This window comes from Streptomyces sp. NPDC048473, from assembly GCF_043200155.1.
Classification (GTDB): domain Bacteria; phylum Actinomycetota; class Actinomycetes; order Streptomycetales; family Streptomycetaceae; genus Streptomyces.
Genome location: NZ_JBICXE010000009.1, coordinates 1 through 17,348 on the forward strand (window position 1 = coordinate 1; position 17,348 = coordinate 17,348).

Here is a 17,348-nt window from a genome sequence, read left to right on the forward strand (position 1 = left end):
TCGATCGCCATGCAACGTTCAGGCATCACGGTGCGGTACTCGAACAGCACGAAGGAACTGAGGGTCCCCACTCGGCGCTGCTACGAAGGAATTAGACAACGTTCGCCTCTTGGGACGTCGACTGGTGGTTGGCCAGACGCCTGCGCCCGGGCGGAAGAGACCTGTCGCGGTCAGTACCCACGTAGGGTGCCCGGGTGTTCAATCGGCTTGAGGTCAGCGCGTTGCCACCGGGCACCCGATGGGCTGCCCAGTTGCAGTTCCGGATCGACGGCGAGGAAGTGGGGGCAGAGGCGGTCGGAGAGGGAGGCCGCGGCCCGTTTGCGGAGGAGGCGCTGCCCGCCGACGGTCACGGTCCCCTCTGGGCGGCCGGCGAGGGGCGACGTGTAGTGCCGGGGGAGCCTGAGTGCACGGGCGGATGCTGTGGCTACCTGTCCGTGTTCGCGCAGCGTCACGGTGGAATCGTGGAGTGGTCCGACTGGCAGGTGACCTTCCGCGAGGACGACTCCGAGGTCCGCACCGGACACCTGCCCCGCACCATGGCAGGCCTGCGCAACCTCGCTATCAGCATCTTCCGGCAGGACGGCGAGACCGACATTGCCGCCGCCCTGCGCCACACCGGCCGCGACCACCGCCGCCCCCTGGCAACTCTCGGCCTCACGTGATCAACCCGGACAGATCCCGGTCATGCAATGGCCCTGGGGCACAGGTGCTCCAAAAGCCGCTGGTGAGGGGTGCAGGAGAAGACGATGGGCAGGTGCCATTGTATGTATGCCGTCTGCAAGCTGGTGGCCCGAGCACCAGCGAGGTCCGACCCGTGGGCGGCCACCGTCATGACCTCCTCAGGCGCTTCGGCCTGCGATCTGATCGAATGCGGGGATGCCCAGGAATACGGGCGATTCCTTGCGTCGCAGTTGCGCCTCGATGTGCGCAAGGGCCGGCGCCCGGATGGCACAGGACTTCGGAGTAACCCGACAGTCGCGCAATGCCACAGGCTCAGCGCTTGGGGACGGTGTTGACGTAATGGGTGCCGCTGTCGTAGAGGTCGTTCACAGCCTTCTGCACATCCGCCAGGGACTGGGCCTTGTCGGCGTTGTAGTAGAACCAGTTGACCCGCATGTCCCAGGCGCGCGGACCCGTGAAGGGGAGGTCCACGAACCAGGTGTTGAAGTTGATGGACATGTTCTGGCGTGGGAAGTATTTGCCGCCGCTGCTGAACAGCTTGTGGCCGTCCACCGAGTAGGTGGCCACGCCGTGCACGGCCGTGATCACCATGGTGTGCCAGCCCTGAAGGCTGGAGACCAGTTTGTGTGTGACCCGGTCTTCGGCGTCGGCGCTGTACCAGCTCGTGGTATCGAGTTTGGGGCCCGGCGCACCCCAGCCCCCGTTCGGCATGTACTCGTTGTCGAGTTCGCTGTAGCGAGAGTTGTTGGGCGAGATCGTGTAGAAGGACTCGTTGACGTGGTCGCCGTTGCGACCACTGGTGGGCTTGTCGTTGAAGTAGATCCGGGCGGCATAGGTCCCCGTCAGGAAGTTGGTGCCGCTGCTCTGCACCTCGGCCTGCTTGGTGCTCGCCTTTGTCCCGTCGGTGCTGGCCCGCAGCTGCAGGACCTGGCCGCCCGCAGCGGTCTTCTCGGCCGGGAAACTCACGCCTGCGGCCGACCACGTGTCGTGGATGCCCGGACCGCCCGGGCTGGTACGGACCAGCCAGCCGTGCGCGTGGAGCGCGGGATCGTCGGGGCCGCTGTAGTGGAAGTCGTCGAACACGATCCCGCGCGGGTGGGCAGGCCTCGGGCGGGGGACGGACGAGCCCCGTGCGGACGCAGCAGCGTGGCCCGCGGAGCCGGTAGGGCCTGTGGAGCCGGCAGGGCCGGTGGGCTCGTCCCCCCAGACATGCGCACCGCGCAGGTATGCGGTCACCGTCCTCGACGCCTGAAAGGTGGTGTCAGCGGCATTGAACGAACGGTCGTCCAGCTGGTCCAGCTTCCTGCCGTCGGGGCGGTACAGCTGCAGTCCGATGGCTCCGCTCTTGGCGCCGGGTGCCAGGCTGCCGGCGCCCGTCGTGAAACTGATCTGGAGGTAGCGGTCGGCGGTGGTGGTGGGACCGGCCGGCGCGACGGTCTCCCCGGCGATGTTCGAGCAGCCGACAGCGGCCTTGACGCAGTTGAAGGCGTACGAGGAAGCCCCGTCTCCGGTGAAGTAGTAGCGAATCGCCACGTCTGACAGGCGCACCCTCTTTTTGGAGGTGTTGACGACTTCCAGCCATGGCTGGGCTACCGCGGCCGTGGCAGGGCTCCCGGCCTTGTACCGGATGGTGAGCTGCGGGGGCGCCCGATGCGAGGCACGCCACTCGGGATAGAGCGCGAGGCCACCGGCGGCCACAGCGATCACCAGGAGCAACGTCTTGAACACGGTCCACGCACGACGTCGAGGCCCGCGGTCATCAGGACGGACAGGGCGGACGGTAGGGCGGGCAGTGCCCACAAAAGCTCCCAGTGCAGGTGGAGGGGGCGGTCCCGGGACCGGCGCGGGCGACGGTGTCGGAGGCCGACGCCGTTCTCCATGAGCGCGCCCGACTGAACGCTCAGGAAGGGAGGCGGCGGCACTCTCCGTCGCACCGCCGTAGCGGATCGCCGGCTACGCGGGAGTTCCCGCATGTGCCGACCTTCGGACGGGCCCCGCCGCCGAACCGAGCGGCGCCTACTGGACGACCTGTGTCTGGGCACCGGGAAAATCGAAGGCCGGCCGTGCGACCCCGTCGTCCGGGCTGTACGCGAGCCCGCTCCGCGAGTTCGCGGTGCCGTCCCAAGCCTGGTGGGGGATTGCGAGGGACGGGGTCGGAGCACCGCCGCGGCCCTCGGGAGCTTCGATGTCCACGCCGACCTCGATCTTGGCGCGCGTGCCCCATTTGGTGTGGCGCAGGGTCGCCAGGGACCACAGGCGCAACGGCAGCAGCAGCGCGATGTTGAGCAGCGCGTACAGCGGAGCGGCGAGGAACGTCAGCACCCGGTCGACGATCCCGACCATGGCGGCGCCGCGCAGGTAGTGGATGGAACGCACCCACGACATGACACACATGTAGCCGACGTAGCTGGCGAGCAGGGCCCAACCGGTCGGATGCAGCGCGATGGCCACGAGGGCGGTGAGCATGCCCGCGGTGAAGGCAACCCAGGTGACGAGCTCAATCAGATTGAGCCACCAGTACATACGGCTCAGCCGGAACTTGGCGAAGAGCAGGAACCCTTCACGGATGAAGGACTTGCCCCAGCGGATCTGCTGGCGGATGTAGTGCCCGAGACGTTCCGGGACGTCGGTGTAGCCGACAGCACACGGCTGGATGAGGGACTTGCCCTCGGTGAGGCAGTAGTACGTGAGACGCCGGTCGTCACCGAAGGTCGCGGGGCGCCCGAGGAACCGCTGGTCGAGGAAGTCGTCGAGATTCTTGCGTATGACCCACCCCCGGTACATCGCGAGAGAGCCACAGGCGCACAGGACGGAACCGAGACGCGAGTAGGCGACCCGTTCGCCCAGGAAAGCATTGACGTACCTCATGTCGATAAGGCGCGTGAGGAGGTTGGTGCCGCGGTTGTGGGCGAGGACCAACCCGGTGACGCAGTGGACACGGCGCTCCCCGAAGGGTTCGGCGAGTTCGGCGACGGCGTGCTCGTCGAGCACCGTGTCGGAGTCGATGCACAGATACGCGTCCGCGAGCGGATCCTCCCGGAAGCCTGCGGCGAGTCCGTGGCGCTTGCCGCGGTTGTCGGGGAACCGGATGAAGCCGAGACGGATTCCGGCCCGGTCGAACTGCGGGCGCATCTCCCCGATGAGGGCAGCGGCGGACTGGTCGGCGGAGCAGTCGTCGATGACCGTCAAAGACTGAGGCAGCAGCGTCTGCGCGAGGATCGATTCCAGGCAGCGCCGAAGCATCGCGGGGGATTCGTTGTACACCGTGACGACCCCGTGAATGTTGAGCCGATGGGTCGTTTTCCTGAATGTGAGCCCGGGACTGCGGCGCCGGCGGATGGACAGGAGCAACTTGATACCAAGGAGTGAGCCGACGGCCACCCCGTACCAGTGCAATTGGCGCCAGGACGAGTAGATCTCGTCCCAAGCGTGTATGAGGGTATGCATGACGAGTGAGGACTCCCTGGCATCGTCCGATTTGCTCGTACCCGGATAAGTATTGAACTCATGTGTGCCAAATGGGGACATTTTGTCTGAGGCATGCGACACACGATGCCTCCGCGGCGCCCGCGAGCAGGCTTGAGCCCGCCGCATTCCCGGGCGCGGGGCGGTTATTCGCGCCTCCTGGGATCAGGATTTCGCTGTGAATGTATAAGGACTGCTTAAGGCCTGTCGCCTTGACCTCCGCGAGCTTGCGTCCCCTGTATCCGAGGGCGGAGTTCCGCGTTCGCCGATGTGCGATCGTCTGGTTTGAGCATCGACGTCGATCGCGACAGTCGTGGGAACTCGCGTGCACCTGGCCTGGCCTCGCCCAGGCGCAGCGGCGCCGTCGTAGGTGGTGTCCACCTACAGCGGGCCCGGCCGCCTCGACGATTGCCGGGGCGCGGGACAGTGCGCTGCTCGCGCCCCAGATGTCGGACAAGGTGGAGCTGACCTGGCCGCGGGTGTCGTACTGCGTCAGATTGTCGAGGCGGCCGCCGGGCGGGGACTGGGTGTCACGGGTGCGCAGCAGGGAGTCGTAGATGGTGCAGCAGGTGGTGTAAGCCCGAGGCTCTCGGTCTCAGGCTGCTGGTGGATACCAGGGCACGGTCTCCTGGGACGGGGTGGTAGCCATAGGTGTAGTTCGGTGCGGCGCCGAGGATACGCAGCCGGCTGGGCAGCCAGACCTGAGTGCCGCGTCCGAGGCTGTCGTAGGTGGTCCCGGTGATCTTCGTGATGGGGTCGGTGACTTTCGTGGCCAACCAGAAGCCCCGCCAGGACGTAACTGGCGGGGCTTCATTTTTTTCTGACGCTATCGACACTCCTTGTGGGAGATATCCCACGTCAACACTTCATGCGATCCAACGGTTACCCGCACCGCAGGGAACCCCCGAGGGGCGCCCGAGACCTCACCTGTGGAATGGCGAGTCCCCGAAGACGAATCAAGGCTGGCGTGATCGAAGTGCCCAGGGAGGAATATTCCCCGAATCGCTGTTTCCCGATCTCATGTTTGAGGTCGGCCTGGGCGCGTGGAGTGCCCCGCTTCTCCTCGTAGATCTTGGTCATCCGGTCGAGTTCCGTCTGTTGTTTTGCGTACCCCTGTCTCCTCGCGCCGGCGGCCAGAAGCGTCGCGGTAGCGAATGGAATAGGGATGAGCACAACGGATCCGGCGGACGCAGGCGCAGCTCTTGAAGAAGCTGCCCATCCCACGTACGAGTTGTGTCGCCACGTGCACGTCTCCGGATCATGCTGGGATTCTGCTGACCAGTGGGCCCCCAGCATGGCTTTGACCTGCGGCCTCGCCAAACTCCGGGACGTTGATGAGCATCCTCATGTGTACCTCCAGGTGAGACCGGCAGCCGACTCTCTGGCTCGGGTCCTTGCCCGCTCGGTGGTGTTGGGATCTGTTGGCTCAGGCCCAGTATTGAGGGAACGTCGCCGTGGGTCACGGACTGCGCCACGGGCATTCCGACCGGCGGTGGCCGGGGCCTCCCGCCGGCGCGGGGGTCCGCCTCTTTCACGGTCCAGCCCGCACGGGCCCCACGAAATGCCGGGCCGTCATGTCGAATGTAGGGTGCGTTTGGCTCGTAATCACCCGGGAGGCGTGGATGTCTGAATTCGTAGATATCGGCCCGGTGCAGCGTTTGCAGTCGAGGATTTTCGTTGCCCAGCGACATGCGTGGTGAGTGGATGACCGGCAGGGTGGCCGAAGAAATCGAGGAGCTGCGTTCCCGGCACGTGCGGAAGTCACGGTCTGCGCGCTGTATGGCTCTTGCTGTGCTTTTTGGCATGGCCCTGATGATTTTGGCTCCGGCGGCCGCCACGTATGCCATTCGGGTGAGCTCGGCAGCCATCGGAGAGGGCAGCAGGCCGCGCACGCAGGGGAGTGGGGCGGCACAAGGCAGCACCGGAACCGCTTCTGGGGACTGCGGTTCGGATTTCGGTCCCTGCTATCGCTCGAACTGGCTCTACCGGTACACGTACTTCCTCGGACTCCACCCATTCACCAGCCCGCACGACGTGCGCGACCAGCTCACCAGCAACTTCTGGCTCTTCCCCGTGAGCGGCGGCTGTGCGGGGCGGGTCCGCGAGAGCGACGAGTGCTCACTCCTGGGAGGAAACCCCGTTCGAGTCGAAATCGTCGAGGACGACTTCTTTCAGATCGTGACCCTCCCGGGGCATTCCTTGGGGAGCGGACTCCACATCCGGTTCGCCTTCTCACGTAGCCTCGGTTGGCACTTCATGACGGTGAGCGCCTGGCAGAACAAGCCGACGGAATGTACCGACGGATTGATCTGCAACGTCGCAAGCCGAGTACTCGCGTGGGGGCTGTGGCGGGTACTCGCCGAAACACTGAAGCTGTCCGCCTATGTGGCTTGACTGATCGCTCCAAGAACTGGGGCTGGGCTCAGATCAGTTCCCGTGGCACGCCGGGGTTGCCTCGCACGGTTTTTCGAGCGGGCCGGGAATCCCGGTTTTTGTCCGAACGCTATTGAAGGGGTCTTGGCCATGCCTACCTTCTCCACGCATGACGGAACCAAGCTTGCATATCACGTGTTCGGAAACGGTGCTCCTGTGGTCTGCTTGCCCGGAGGGCCGATGCAGGCTTCCGCCTACCTCGGCGACCTCGGAGGCCTTTCCGCGCACAGGCAGTTGGTCATGCTGGATCTCCGGGGCACCGGCGAGTCCGCGATGCCGGAGGACGCCGCTTCGTACCGTTGCGACCGGCTTGTCGATGACGTGGACGCTCTGCGCGAGCACTTGGGCCTCGAAAAGATGGACCTGCTCGGGAGGTCGACCTGGGTGCCCCTCCTCGCGCGATGGCCGAGTTCACCGAGCTGTTCCCGAACGCCGAACTCGTCATTCAGTCCGGAGCCGGACACTTCCCATGGCTCGACGATCCCGACCGGTTCGTGACGACCACCGGGGCGTTCCTGGGATAGGCGACCGCCCAGTCGTTCGTGGGTGCAGATGTGCCATCTGCGCACACCGTCCACGTCACCATCGACGGGCTCGTCGCTTTTGAAGTGACGCCGTTCTGGCGTGCCTTGCTCGGCTACGAGGAGCGCGCCGGCAATTGCACCGGACGAGAAGACCGAGCCGTCAGAGGTGCGGCGGGTGCGGGTGCGGTGGCAGTGAGTCGATGCCGGGCGGCGGTTCGGGCCAGACCAACAGGACCGGGCAAGGAGCGTGGTCGACGACGAAGCGCGTCTCAGGGCCCAGGCTGCGGGGCCCCAGACGGTGGCGGTCGCCGTCGCGTGCGCAGATGAGCAGGTCGGCGCCCTCGGCGGCGCGGACGACCTCCCTTTCGGCACGGCCGTGGGCCTGGAGGCGCACCGCGGGCCGGTCCAGGCGGCCGGCGGCCGCATCCAAGAGTTCGGCGGCTGCGCTCGCGGACAGGGCCGCCACTTGGTCGCCGGGGTCGCGTCCGCGGTGGCCACGGCCCAGCAGACCGACGAATGCGCCGTGGGCTGCTTCGGCGACGTCGTCGCCGGTGACGTGCAGCAAGGCGATCTCGTCCCCGGCTCGGGCGTGGGCGCGGGCAGCGTCCACTGCGGCCCGCCAGGTGCCTTCATTGATCCAGACGAGCACAGTCACGTCAGCCTCCGATGGCCTGCGGCATCGTCCACAGTGCCACAGCGGGGCTGACTGCATTGGCCAGGACCCGGATGACACACGGCAGCCGAGATCACGCGTGCCGCGGTCTTCGACAGGGGCCCGGTGGGACGGAGCAGTGAGGGTGCACCGTAACCGCCGGGTTCTCATTCGGACACGGGGCGGCCGAAGAGCAGGTCGTAGCCGGGGGGAAGTTGCAGCAGGACGCGATGCAGCAGATCCTCGCCGCCGGCGTCGGCCACCACACTGAGAACGGCGCCGGTGTCCCACGCGGCGGTCTGCTCGGTGGCGCCCTCGATCCACGCGGCGGTGGCGCGTACGAGCCGTTCGGGGGTGAGGGGTTTCCGCGGCCTTCAGCGGGTTGAGGAGGATCAGTGCGAAGGTCTCGGGCAGCCGGGCGGCCAGCTCGCTTCGCTCCGTGCCGACCAGGTGTGCCCCGAGCAGCGACAGGGCCACGCGAGCGGCTCGCTCGGCCTCCTCGGGCGAGGGATGGGCGCCGCGTTCCTTCACCGCTTCGAGGAACGCCTGCCATCTCATGGGCGTCAACGGACCCCCCTTCCCGTTGACCGTGGGCGGAGGGCGGACCCGGCCTGCCGGCCTCTCTCCTCGCGGCCACGACTGCACTCAGCGCGATCGAGGCCGCCGTACGTCAGGCATGCACACCCGACAGCACGGAATGCACCCGCCGCAGCCGGGCCGGGAGAGGCGCTGGACGCCCTCCTTCTGCTGCGGGACGTACGTCGGCGGCTCGCGGCACGGCAACCGTCCCTCATCGAGGCCGCCCGCGAAGCCGGAACCAGCTGGGCCGATATCGCCCACCCGCTCGGCGTCACCAGCCGCCAGGCTGCGGACCACGGCGCTGATCGGGGTGGCAGGGGCGATCGGCGCCTTCGGCGGAGTGCTGGTCAACCTGGCCTTCCGGCAGTCCTTCCTGGACACACACAACGGGCAGGCCGCATATCTGGCGTTCCTCGGGTACTACGGCCTCTGCCTGGTGGCGACCTGGGCCTTCCATCTGCGACGGTCCGCGCGCCGCCTGCCAGGAGTGTGAACGCACCGCAGCTGCGAACGGCGCGTCCGGCCAAAGGCCGGTTCTCGAAGGCATGGGCCCGGAGCCCGCACGGATCGTCGACGGCCGTTTCCCGCCCCCTGGGACACGGCCGTCTCCTGCGCCCGGTGCTGCCCGTCCACTGAAACGGATGCCGGAAAACCGCCGTCGCGGCCCTGCCGGGATGAGTATCGGGGTGCTTCGTCCTAGGGTGCGAGCCATGGCAGAGAGTGCAGGTCACTGGGGTACTGCGGGGTGGGATGCTCACTCTGCCACTGGCCCCGACACTCCGGACCCGCGCCGCTGGCGGGCGCTCGCGGTGTGTCTGATCGCGGGGTTCATGACTCTGCTGGACGTATCCATCGTCAATGTCGCCCTGCCGTCGATCCGGGAAGGGCTCCACACCCCGGAGTCCGACCTGCAATGGGTCCTCTCCGGCTACTCCCTCGCCTTCGGCCTGTTCCTCATCCCCGCCGGACGGCTCGGTGACGCGCGGGGACGCCGCGTGGTGTTCATGGCCGGTCTGGCCATGTTCACCCTGGCGTCGGCAGCCTGCGGAGCCGCTCAGTCCAGCCTTTGGCTGGTGGTCGCCCGTCTCATCCAGGGCCTTGCCGGAGGCATGATCTCGCCACAGATCTCTGCGCTGATCCAGCAGATGTTCTCCGGTGAGGAGCGCGGCCGGGCCTTCGGCATGTTCGGCACGGTGGTCGGCATCTCCACCGCCGTCGGCCCGCTGTCGGGCGGGCTGCTGATCCAGGCGGCCGGGGCCCATGAGGGCTGGCGCTGGGTGTTCTACGTCAATCTGCCGCTCGGTGCCGTCTGCCTCCTGCTTGCCCGGCGCCTGCTCCCGGACACCCCCTCGGCCGGCCCCGTTCGCCTGCGTGACCTGGACCCCCTCGGTGTCCTGCTGCTCGGCGCGGGTGTACTGGCTCTGCTGCTGCCCTTCGTCCAGTCGCAGCAGTGGCCGGGCAACCGGAAGTGGCTGCTGCTCCTGGTGGCCGTGGCGCTGCTCGCCGTTTTCGTCGGCTGGGAGTCCCGGTGCGGCAGACGCGGCACGCAATCCGTCGTCGACGTGTCGCTCTTCCGGGTCCGCTCCTACTGGCTGGGCTGTCTGCTGATCCTGCTGTACTTCGCCGGATTCACCTCGATCTTCTTCATCACCACGCTCTACCTGCAGAGCGGACTGCACTACTCCGCCCTGCAGGCGGGACTCGCCATCACACCCTTCGCACTGGGCGCGGCGGTCGCGGCAAGCCCCGGCGGCCGAATGGTCGGCCGATTCGGGCGCCCCCTCGTCGTGGCCGGGCTGACCACGGTGGCCGTGGGGCTGGCGGCCACCGCACTGGCCGTGCATCTGGTGCCCGGGCGGGGCGCGGGGTGGGCGATGGCGGCCCCACTGCTCCTGGCCGGTCTCGGCAGTGGCCTGGTCATCGCCCCGAACCAGACACTGACCCTCTCCGAAGTGCCGGTGGCCACCGCGGGGAGTGCCGGCGGAACCCTCCAGACCGGCCAGCGCGTCGGGTCGGCGATCGGGATCGCGGCGGTCGGCTCGGTGTTCTTCGCCCAACTGGGCGGCGACGGGTGGGCCACCGCGTACGACCACGGGCTCGTCGTCGCGGTCGCCTTCGTCCTGGTCGCTCTGGTCATCGGGCTGGCAGATGTGCGCGGGGAGCGCCGCAGCAGGATTCGTACACATCGGTCCGTCCGCAGGCCATCCGTAGGGAGAACGCGATGAAGGAGAACGAGACCACCAGCACAGAGACCGACGGCAACGCGGAGTACGGGCACAAGGCCTTCAAACGGTCCAGGAGCCATTTCGCCGACCGCATCACCGCCGACGGCAGGGACGGCTGGCCCGTCGAGGCCGGCCGCTACCGGCTGGTCGTCAGCCGCGCCTGCCCGTGGGCGAGCCGCGCACTCGTGTCCCGTCGGCTCCTCGGGCTGGAGGGAGCCCTCTCGCTGGCCGTCGCCGATCCGATCCAGGACGACCGCAGCTGGCGCTTCACCCTGGACGAGGGCGGCAGGGATTCCGTGCTCGGCATCGGATACCTCAGCGAGGCGTACAACGCACGGGAGCGGGACTACCCCGGCGGGGTCAGCGTGCCCGCGATCGTCGACGTACCCAGCGGCAGGCTCGTCACCAACGACTTCCAGCAGATCACGCTGGACTTCGCGACCGAATGGACCGCGCTGCACCGGCAGGGTGCGCCCGACCTGTATCCCGAAGCCCGGCGCGACGAGATCGACGAGGTCATGCAGGGCATCTACCGCGAGGTCAACAACGGTGTGTACCGCGCGGGCTTCGCGGCGCAGCAGTCCGAGTACGAAGCCGCGTACCAGGATGTGTTCCGCCGCCTGGACCTGGTGTCCGAGCGACTCGCGGACCGGCGCTATCTCGTCGGTGATTCCCTCACCGAAGCGGACATCAGGCTGTTCACCACACTGGTGCGCTTCGACGCCGTCTACCACGGACACTTCAAGTGCAACCGCTCGAAACTGGCCGAGGACCGGATCCTGTGGGCGTACGCCAGGGATCTGTACCAGACCCCCGGTTTCGGCGACACGGTCGATTTCCACCACATCAAGCAGCACTACTACCGGGTTCACACGGGCATCAATCCCACCGGCATCGTTCCCGTCGGCCCCGATCTGTCGGGCTGGCTGACCCCGCACCACCGGGAAGAGCTGGGTGGACGGCCGTTCGGCGACGGCACCCCGCCGGGTCCGGTGCCGCCCGGGGAAGAAGTCCCGCCGTCGGGACGTCCCTGAACCCGGCGCCCGTTTCGGCACCCGCCGGAGCAGGGGCAGGGCCCTGTCGAGTCGGCAGCGATCACGAGATATCTTGATGTCAAGCAATGTTGCAGACGTGGAGCGGAGCACAGGGTGACTGACTCGACCATCATCTATACACATACCGACGAGGCCCCGGCCCTGGCGACGTATTCGTTCTTGCCCGTGGTCCAGGCGTACGCCTCGACGGCCGGGGTCAATGTCGAGAGCCGTGACATCTCCCTGGCCGGGCGTATCATCGCCGGCTTCCCCGAGCGTCTCCAGGAGAGCCAGCGCATCGACGACGCGCTCGCCGAGCTCGGTGCGCTGGCCAAGACGCCCGAGGCCAACATCATCAAGCTGCCGAACATCTCGGCCTCGATCCCGCAGCTGAAGGCTGCCATCGCCGAGCTGCAGGCACAGGGCTACGCGCTTCCGGACTACCCGGACGACCCGCAGACCGATGAGGACAAGGACGTCCGCGCGCGCTACGACAAGGTCAAGGGCAGCGCGGTGAACCCCGTGCTGCGCGAGGGCAACTCCGACCGCCGTGCCCCCGCCTCGGTCAAGAACTACGCCAAGACGCACCCGCACCGCATGGGCGCCTGGTCGGCCGACTCGAAGACGAACGTCGCCACCATGGGCGTCGACGACTTCCGCTCCACCGAGAAGTCCACGGTCACCACAGAGGCCGGTTCGCTGCGTATCGAGCTCGCGGGCGACGACGGCAGCACCACCGTTCTGCGTGAGTCGGTGCCGGTGCTCGCGGGCGAGGTCGTCGACGTGGCGGTCATGCGCGTCGCGGCCCTGCGCGAGTTCTTCACCGCGCAGATCGCCCGCGCCAAGGCCGAGGGCGTGCTGTTCTCCGTCCACCTCAAGGCCACCATGATGAAGGTCTCCGACCCGATCATCTTCGGCCACGTGGTCCGCGCGTTCTTCCCGAACACCTTCGCCAAGTACGGCGATGTGCTCGCAGCGGCCGGTCTCTCCCCGAACGACGGCCTCGGCGGCATCCTCAAGGGCCTGGACTCGGTGCCGCACGTGGGCGCCGAGATCAAGGCGTCCTTCGAGGCAGAGCTCGCCGAAGGCCCCGCGCTGGCCATGGTCGACTCCGACAAGGGCATCACCAACCTGCACGTACCGAGCGATGTCATCGTCGACGCCTCCATGCCGGCCATGATCCGCACCTCCGGTCACATGTGGGGCCCGGACGGCCAGGAGGCCGACACCCTCGCGGTGCTCCCCGACAGCAGCTACGCGGGTGTCTACCAGGTCGTCATCGACGACTGCCGCGCCAACGGCGCCTTCGACCCGTCGACCATGGGCTCGGTGTCCAACGTCGGCCTGATGGCGCAGAAGGCCGAGGAGTACGGCAGCCACGACAAGACCTTCGAGATCCCCACCACCGGAACGGTGCGGGTCGTCGACGGCAGCGGCAACGTCGTGCTGGACCAGGCCGTGGGTGCGGGCGACATCTTCCGCATGTGCCAGGCCAAGGACCTGCCGATCCAGGACTGGGTCAAGCTCGCCGTCACCCGCGCCCGCGCCGCCGGCGTCCCGGCCGTGTTCTGGCTCGACGAGGACCGCGCCCACGACGCGCAGCTGATCGCCAAGGTGAAGACGTACCTCGCCGACCACGACACCGACGGCCTGCGGATCGAGATCATGTCGCCGGAGAAGGCGACCGCCTTCTCGATCGAGCGCATCCGCCGCGGCGAGGACACCATCTCGGTCACCGGCAACGTGCTGCGTGACTACCTGACCGACCTGTTCCCGATCCTCGAGCTGGGCACCAGCGCGAAGATGCTCTCGATCGTCCCGCTCATGGGCGGCGGCGGCCTGTTCGAGACGGGCGCCGGCGGCTCCGCCCCGAAGCACGCCCAGCAGCTCATCAAGGAGAACTACCTGCGCTGGGACAGCCTGGGTGAGTTCTTCGCGCTGGCCGCCAGCTTCGAGCACCTCGCGCAGACGACGGACAACGCGCGCGCCCAGGTGCTCGCCGACACCCTCGACCGCGCGACCGCGACCTTCCTCGACGAGGACAAGTCGCCGACCCGTCGCCTCGGTGGCATCGACAACCGCGGCAGCCACTTCTACCTGGCCCTCTACTGGGCCCAGGAGCTGGCGCAGCAGACCGACGACGCGCAGCTCGCGCAGGCGTTCGCCGGGCTCGCGAAGACGCTGGGGGAGCAGGAGCAGACCATCGTCGATGAGCTGATCGCGGTGCAGGGCTCGCCGGCCGACATCGGTGGCTACTACCAGCCCGACCCGGCCAAGGCCTCGGCCATCATGCGTCCGTCGGCGACATTCACGCAGGCCATCGCCAGCATCCGCTGACGAAACAGCTACGGAAGGGGGCGCAGCCAAGCGCCCCCGCACCCCTCCCGCCCCGGTCGGCTCCATGCCCGGCCGGGGCGGTTCCGTATTCCGGGCCGGCACTCGAAGACGCTTGGCCGGCGCCGACGGTTCTCCGCGCAATCGCGTACAGGGAGCCGCTGTGCAGGTAGGTTCGAATGATCCGGATCAACTGCTCTTCGAGGGGGAGAGACCGTGCTGACAGGCAGGAACGCTGTGGTCACCGGAGGATCGCGGGGCATCGGCCGCGCGATCGTCGAGCGCCTGTGCCGAGACGGGGCCCACGTGGTCTTCAATTACGCCACCAGCGACGACGCAGCCGAAGAGGTCGTCCGCACGGTGCAGGACAACGGTGGCAAGGCCTGGGCCATCCGTCTCGATCTCGCGGACCCGGACGCGCCGGAGCAGCTGATGGAAGCCGCCGAGGCACAGCTGGGCGGCCTGGACATCCTGGTGAACAACGCCGCACTGTGCCTCACCCCGTCCCTCATCGCGGACACCGACCCGGCGGTGTTCGACAAGGTGATGACGGTCAACACCAGAGCGGTCTTCATGACGATCCGTCATGCGGCCCGGCGGATGCGCGACGGCGGCCGCATCGTGAACATCTCCACGGCGAACACCGTGCGGCCGGGCCGCGGCATCTCCGCGTACGCCGCCAGCAAGGGGGCGGTCGAGCAACTCACGGCCATTGCCGCCCACGAACTCGGAGCGCGCGGGATCACGGTCAACACCGTCTCGCCCGGCGCGACCGACACCGAGCTGCTGCGCGGAACCAACCAGCCGCAGGCGCTTGAGGCAGTCGCCGGCATGACTCCCCTCGGCCGACTGGGCGAACCCGCGGATGTGGCTGATGTGGTTGCCTTCCTGGCCGGCCACGACGGCCGGTGGATCACGGGCCAGAATGTGCGCGCGACGGGCGGGCTGGCCTGAGCGACAGCCGGGTCGCCCAGGGCCGGTCACCGATCCGGGCGTTCACCGGCTTCCTCGGTAACAACGTTGGGCGGTGCGGGAGTTCGGGCTGCTCCGAGACGGCCATCACCGATGTGGAAGGCCGCACCGGCATCGGCCGTGTGCGAGGGGGCCGAGGACCCGACCCGAGGACGCCCTGACGAGTGAAAGTCACGCGACGGCGGGCGCAGGGCCGCACATAGTGGCCCCGCGGCTGATTTGCTGCACCTGGAATCTGGCGTGACGCGCGCGGGGTCGGCCTGTCGGCCGGCCCGGTGGAGACGGCGCCCCAGCCGGGTGCTCAGTCCACTCGCGAATGACAATCGAAGGAGCGTCCCAGTGACGACGACGGGCACAACAGGGGCAGCCGAGGAAGAGGAGGCGTACGCGAACGAGCTTCCGGTCCATGCCAAGGAACCGGGAAACGTCGTCATCAAGTGGCTGACCACCACCGACCACAAGACGATCGGCACGCTGTACCTGCTCACATCGTTCGCCTTCTTCATCGTCGGCGGTGTGCTGGCCCTGGTCATGCGCGCCGAGCTGGCCCGTCCCGGGATCCAGATCCTTTCGAACGAGCAGTTCAACCAGGCGTTCACGATCCACGGCACGATCATGCTGCTGATGTTCGCGACGCCGCTGTTCGCCGGATTCACCAACTGGATCATGCCGCTGCAGATCGGCGCGCCCGATGTGGCGTTCCCGCGGCTGAACATGTTCGCGTACTGGCTGTACCTCTTCGGCTCGATCATCGTGGTGGCCGGCTTCCTCACCCCGAGCGGCGCGGCCGACTTCGGCTGGTTCGCCTACTCCCCGCTGACCGACGCGGTCCGCTCGCCGGGCATCGGCAGCGACATGTGGATCATGGGTCTGGCCTTCTCCGGCTTCGGCACGATCCTCGGTTCGGTCAACTTCATCACCACGATCATCTGCTTGCGCGCACCCGGCATGACGATGTTCCGGATGCCGATGTTCGTGTGGACCGTGCTGCTGACCGGTTTGCTGGTCCTGCTGGCCTTCCCGGTGCTGGCGGCGGCACTTCTGGTGCTGGAGGCGGACCGCAAGTTCGGGGCGCGCGTCTTCGAGGCGGCCAATGGCGGCGCGCTGCTCTGGCAGCACCTCTTCTGGTTCTTCGGCCATCCGGAGGTGTACATCATTGCGTTGCCATTCTTCGGGATCGTCAGCGAGATCATTCCTGTCTTCAGCCGTAAGCCGATCTTCGGCTACATCGGTCTGGTCAGTGCCACGATCGCCATCGCGGGCCTCTCCGTGACCGTGTGGGCGCACCACATGTACGTCACCGGCGGTGTGCTGCTGCCGTTCTTCTCGTTCATGACGTTCCTCATCGCGGTACCGACCGGTGTGAAGTTCTTCAACTGGATCGGCACGATGTGGAAGGGATCGCTGTCCTTCGAGACACCGATGCTCTGGTCCATCGGCTTCCTGGTGACGTTCCTCTTCGGTGGTCTGACCGGCGTCATCCTGGCGTCGCCCCCGCTGGACTTCCACGTCTCGGACTCGTACTTCGTCGTCGCGCATTTCCACTACGTCGTCTTCGGCACCGTGGTCTTCGCGATGTTCGCCGGATTCCACTTCTGGTGGCCGAAGTTCACCGGCAAGATGCTGGACGAGCGGCTCGGCAAGATCACGTTCTGGACGCTGTTCGTGGGCTTCCACGGCACGTTCCTGGTGCAGCACTGGCTGGGTGCCGAGGGCATGCCGCGTCGTTACGCGGACTACCTCGCCGTCGACGGTTTCACCGCGCTGAACACGATCTCGACGATCTCCTCGTTCCTGCTCGGCCTGTCGATGCTGCCGTTCTTCTACAACGTGTGGAAGACCGCCAAGTACGGCAGGAAGGTCGAGGTCGACGACCCGTGGGGCTTCGGCCGTTCGCTGGAGTGGGCGACCTCCTGCCCGCCGCCGCGGCACAACTTCCTCACGCTGCCGCGGATCCGTTCCGAATCCCCGGCGTTCGACCTGCATCACCCCTCGGTGCGCGCCCTCGACGGAGCCCTCAACCGTCCCGACACCGGGACGACGTGGACCCCGGGGGACAAGCAGGCGTGAGCACGGCGGCCCCGGGAGAGGAGGAGCGAGTGGACCCCGACAAGGACAGCGCCCGCGGTCTGGCACAGCTGGAGGGCTATCTGCTGTGGAACGCCGAGATCGAGGAGGCGCGACGACAGGCCGGCCGCTTCACCGACGAGCTGCCCTGGCTCACCACGGCACAGCGTGAGGACGTGGCACGGGTCTACACCGCGGACCGCCTCGCCGCGTCGCGGGCGATGCTCTGCCGGATCTCCGCCCGCGCCACCGAGCTGCGCGGCGAATACGACGCGCGCTACCGCAGGCTCAAGGCGCGCTGTGTGGCTGCCGGTGTCGTGCTCGTGGGCGTGGTCGGCGGCACCTGCACAGCGGTCACCCTCCTGGTCCGCTGACCCGGTGG

The 17,348-nt window shown here is 67.6% G+C and carries 14 protein-coding genes and 2 pseudogenes; 11 read left to right on the plus strand and 5 right to left on the minus strand.

What is annotated here, in order from left to right; all coding sequences use genetic code 11:
- Window positions 1–461 precede the first annotated feature (461 nt).
- Window positions 462–662, plus strand: a complete 201-nt coding sequence (locus ACGFU7_RS17295) for a hypothetical protein (RefSeq protein ID WP_393696644.1) — start codon at window positions 462–464, stop codon at window positions 660–662.
- Between the two features lie 331 nt (window positions 663–993).
- Here the strand turns inward: ACGFU7_RS17295 and ACGFU7_RS17300 are convergent, their stop codons facing one another.
- The 3 genes from ACGFU7_RS17300 to ACGFU7_RS17310 all read right to left on the minus strand — a co-directional run bounded on the left by ACGFU7_RS17300 (window position 994) and on the right by ACGFU7_RS17310 (window position 4,922).
- The gene (locus ACGFU7_RS17300) at window positions 994–2,388 is read right to left on the minus strand and encodes a cellulose binding domain-containing protein (protein ID WP_393696646.1); all 1,395 of its coding nucleotides are present in this window, start codon (window positions 2,386–2,388) and stop codon (window positions 994–996) included.
- A 309-nt stretch (window positions 2,389–2,697) separates the two neighbouring features.
- The gene (locus ACGFU7_RS17305) at window positions 2,698–4,128 is read right to left on the minus strand and encodes a glycosyltransferase (protein WP_393696648.1); all 1,431 of its coding nucleotides are present in this window, start codon (window positions 4,126–4,128) and stop codon (window positions 2,698–2,700) included.
- A gap of 548 nt (window positions 4,129–4,676) precedes the next feature.
- Window positions 4,677–4,922, minus strand: coding sequence for a hypothetical protein (locus ACGFU7_RS17310; protein ID WP_393696650.1), 246 nt, complete (start codon window positions 4,920–4,922; stop codon window positions 4,677–4,679).
- A 901-nt stretch (window positions 4,923–5,823) separates the two neighbouring features.
- Between ACGFU7_RS17310 and ACGFU7_RS17315 the strand changes: the two genes are divergently transcribed.
- The 3 genes and pseudogenes from ACGFU7_RS17315 (at window position 5,824) to ACGFU7_RS17325 (ending at window position 7,103) form a co-directional block, all read left to right on the plus strand.
- Window positions 5,824–6,540 carry a hypothetical protein gene (locus ACGFU7_RS17315; RefSeq protein ID WP_393696652.1) on the plus strand — a complete coding sequence of 239 codons (717 nt, stop codon included), beginning with the start codon at window positions 5,824–5,826 and terminating at the stop codon, window positions 6,538–6,540.
- 219 nt (window positions 6,541–6,759) lie between these two features.
- Window positions 6,760–6,897, plus strand: a pseudogene (locus ACGFU7_RS17320) (alpha/beta hydrolase); the annotation flags it as partial.
- 83 nt (window positions 6,898–6,980) lie between these two features.
- Window positions 6,981–7,103 carry an alpha/beta fold hydrolase gene (locus ACGFU7_RS17325; protein WP_393697062.1) on the plus strand — a complete coding sequence of 41 codons (123 nt, stop codon included), beginning with the start codon at window positions 6,981–6,983 and terminating at the stop codon, window positions 7,101–7,103.
- Window positions 7,104–7,263: 160 nt separating this feature from the next.
- Here ACGFU7_RS17325 and ACGFU7_RS17330 read toward each other — a convergent pair whose 3' ends face one another.
- Complete coding sequence (locus ACGFU7_RS17330; RefSeq protein ID WP_393696653.1) at window positions 7,264–7,758, minus strand: universal stress protein; 495 nt, start codon at window positions 7,756–7,758, stop codon at window positions 7,264–7,266.
- Between the two features lie 164 nt (window positions 7,759–7,922).
- Window positions 7,923–8,313: pseudogene (locus ACGFU7_RS17335) on the minus strand (DUF2267 domain-containing protein).
- A 118-nt stretch (window positions 8,314–8,431) separates the two neighbouring features.
- Here ACGFU7_RS17335 and ACGFU7_RS17340 point away from each other — a divergent pair.
- The 7 genes from ACGFU7_RS17340 (at window position 8,432) to ACGFU7_RS17370 (ending at window position 17,340) form a co-directional block, all read left to right on the plus strand.
- Window positions 8,432–8,827, plus strand: coding sequence for a hypothetical protein (locus tag ACGFU7_RS17340; RefSeq protein ID WP_393696655.1), 396 nt, complete (start codon window positions 8,432–8,434; stop codon window positions 8,825–8,827).
- A 217-nt stretch (window positions 8,828–9,044) separates the two neighbouring features.
- On the plus strand, window positions 9,045–10,559 hold the full coding sequence (locus tag ACGFU7_RS17345) for an MFS transporter (protein ID WP_393696657.1): 1,515 nt from the start codon (window positions 9,045–9,047) through the stop codon (window positions 10,557–10,559).
- On the plus strand, window positions 10,556–11,593 hold the full coding sequence (locus ACGFU7_RS17350) for a glutathione S-transferase family protein (RefSeq protein ID WP_393696659.1): 1,038 nt from the start codon (window positions 10,556–10,558) through the stop codon (window positions 11,591–11,593). The genes ACGFU7_RS17345 and ACGFU7_RS17350 overlap by 4 nt, the downstream gene beginning before the upstream one ends.
- A gap of 114 nt (window positions 11,594–11,707) precedes the next feature.
- Window positions 11,708–13,930 (plus strand): NADP-dependent isocitrate dehydrogenase, encoded by a 2,223-nt coding sequence (locus ACGFU7_RS17355; protein ID WP_393696661.1) that lies wholly within the window; start codon window positions 11,708–11,710, stop codon window positions 13,928–13,930.
- Window positions 13,931–14,143: 213 nt separating this feature from the next.
- A complete protein-coding gene (locus ACGFU7_RS17360) occupies window positions 14,144–14,881 on the plus strand; it encodes a glucose 1-dehydrogenase (RefSeq protein ID WP_393696663.1) in 738 nt (245 codons plus the stop codon).
- 357 nt (window positions 14,882–15,238) lie between these two features.
- Complete coding sequence (gene ctaD, locus ACGFU7_RS17365; protein ID WP_393696665.1) at window positions 15,239–16,969, plus strand: cytochrome c oxidase subunit I; 1,731 nt, start codon at window positions 15,239–15,241, stop codon at window positions 16,967–16,969.
- A 29-nt stretch (window positions 16,970–16,998) separates the two neighbouring features.
- Window positions 16,999–17,340: a hypothetical protein gene (locus tag ACGFU7_RS17370; protein WP_393696667.1), complete on the plus strand. Its 342-nt coding sequence runs from the start codon at window positions 16,999–17,001 to the stop codon at window positions 17,338–17,340.
- Window positions 17,341–17,348: the final 8 nt, after the last annotated feature.

Excerpts from the sequence above, each read along its gene's own strand:
- ACGFU7_RS17305 (WP_393696648.1), bottom strand. The coding sequence starts at position 4,128 with ATGCATACCCTCATACACGCTTGGGACGAGATCTACTCGTCCTGGCGC.
- ACGFU7_RS17325 (WP_393697062.1), top strand. The coding sequence starts at position 6,981 with ATGGCCGAGTTCACCGAGCTGTTCCCGAACGCCGAACTCGTCATTCAG.
- ACGFU7_RS17340 (WP_393696655.1), top strand. The coding sequence starts at position 8,432 with ATGCACACCCGACAGCACGGAATGCACCCGCCGCAGCCGGGCCGGGAG.
- ACGFU7_RS17345 (WP_393696657.1), top strand. The coding sequence starts at position 9,045 with ATGGCAGAGAGTGCAGGTCACTGGGGTACTGCGGGGTGGGATGCTCAC.
- ACGFU7_RS17350 (WP_393696659.1), top strand. The coding sequence starts at position 10,556 with ATGAAGGAGAACGAGACCACCAGCACAGAGACCGACGGCAACGCGGAG.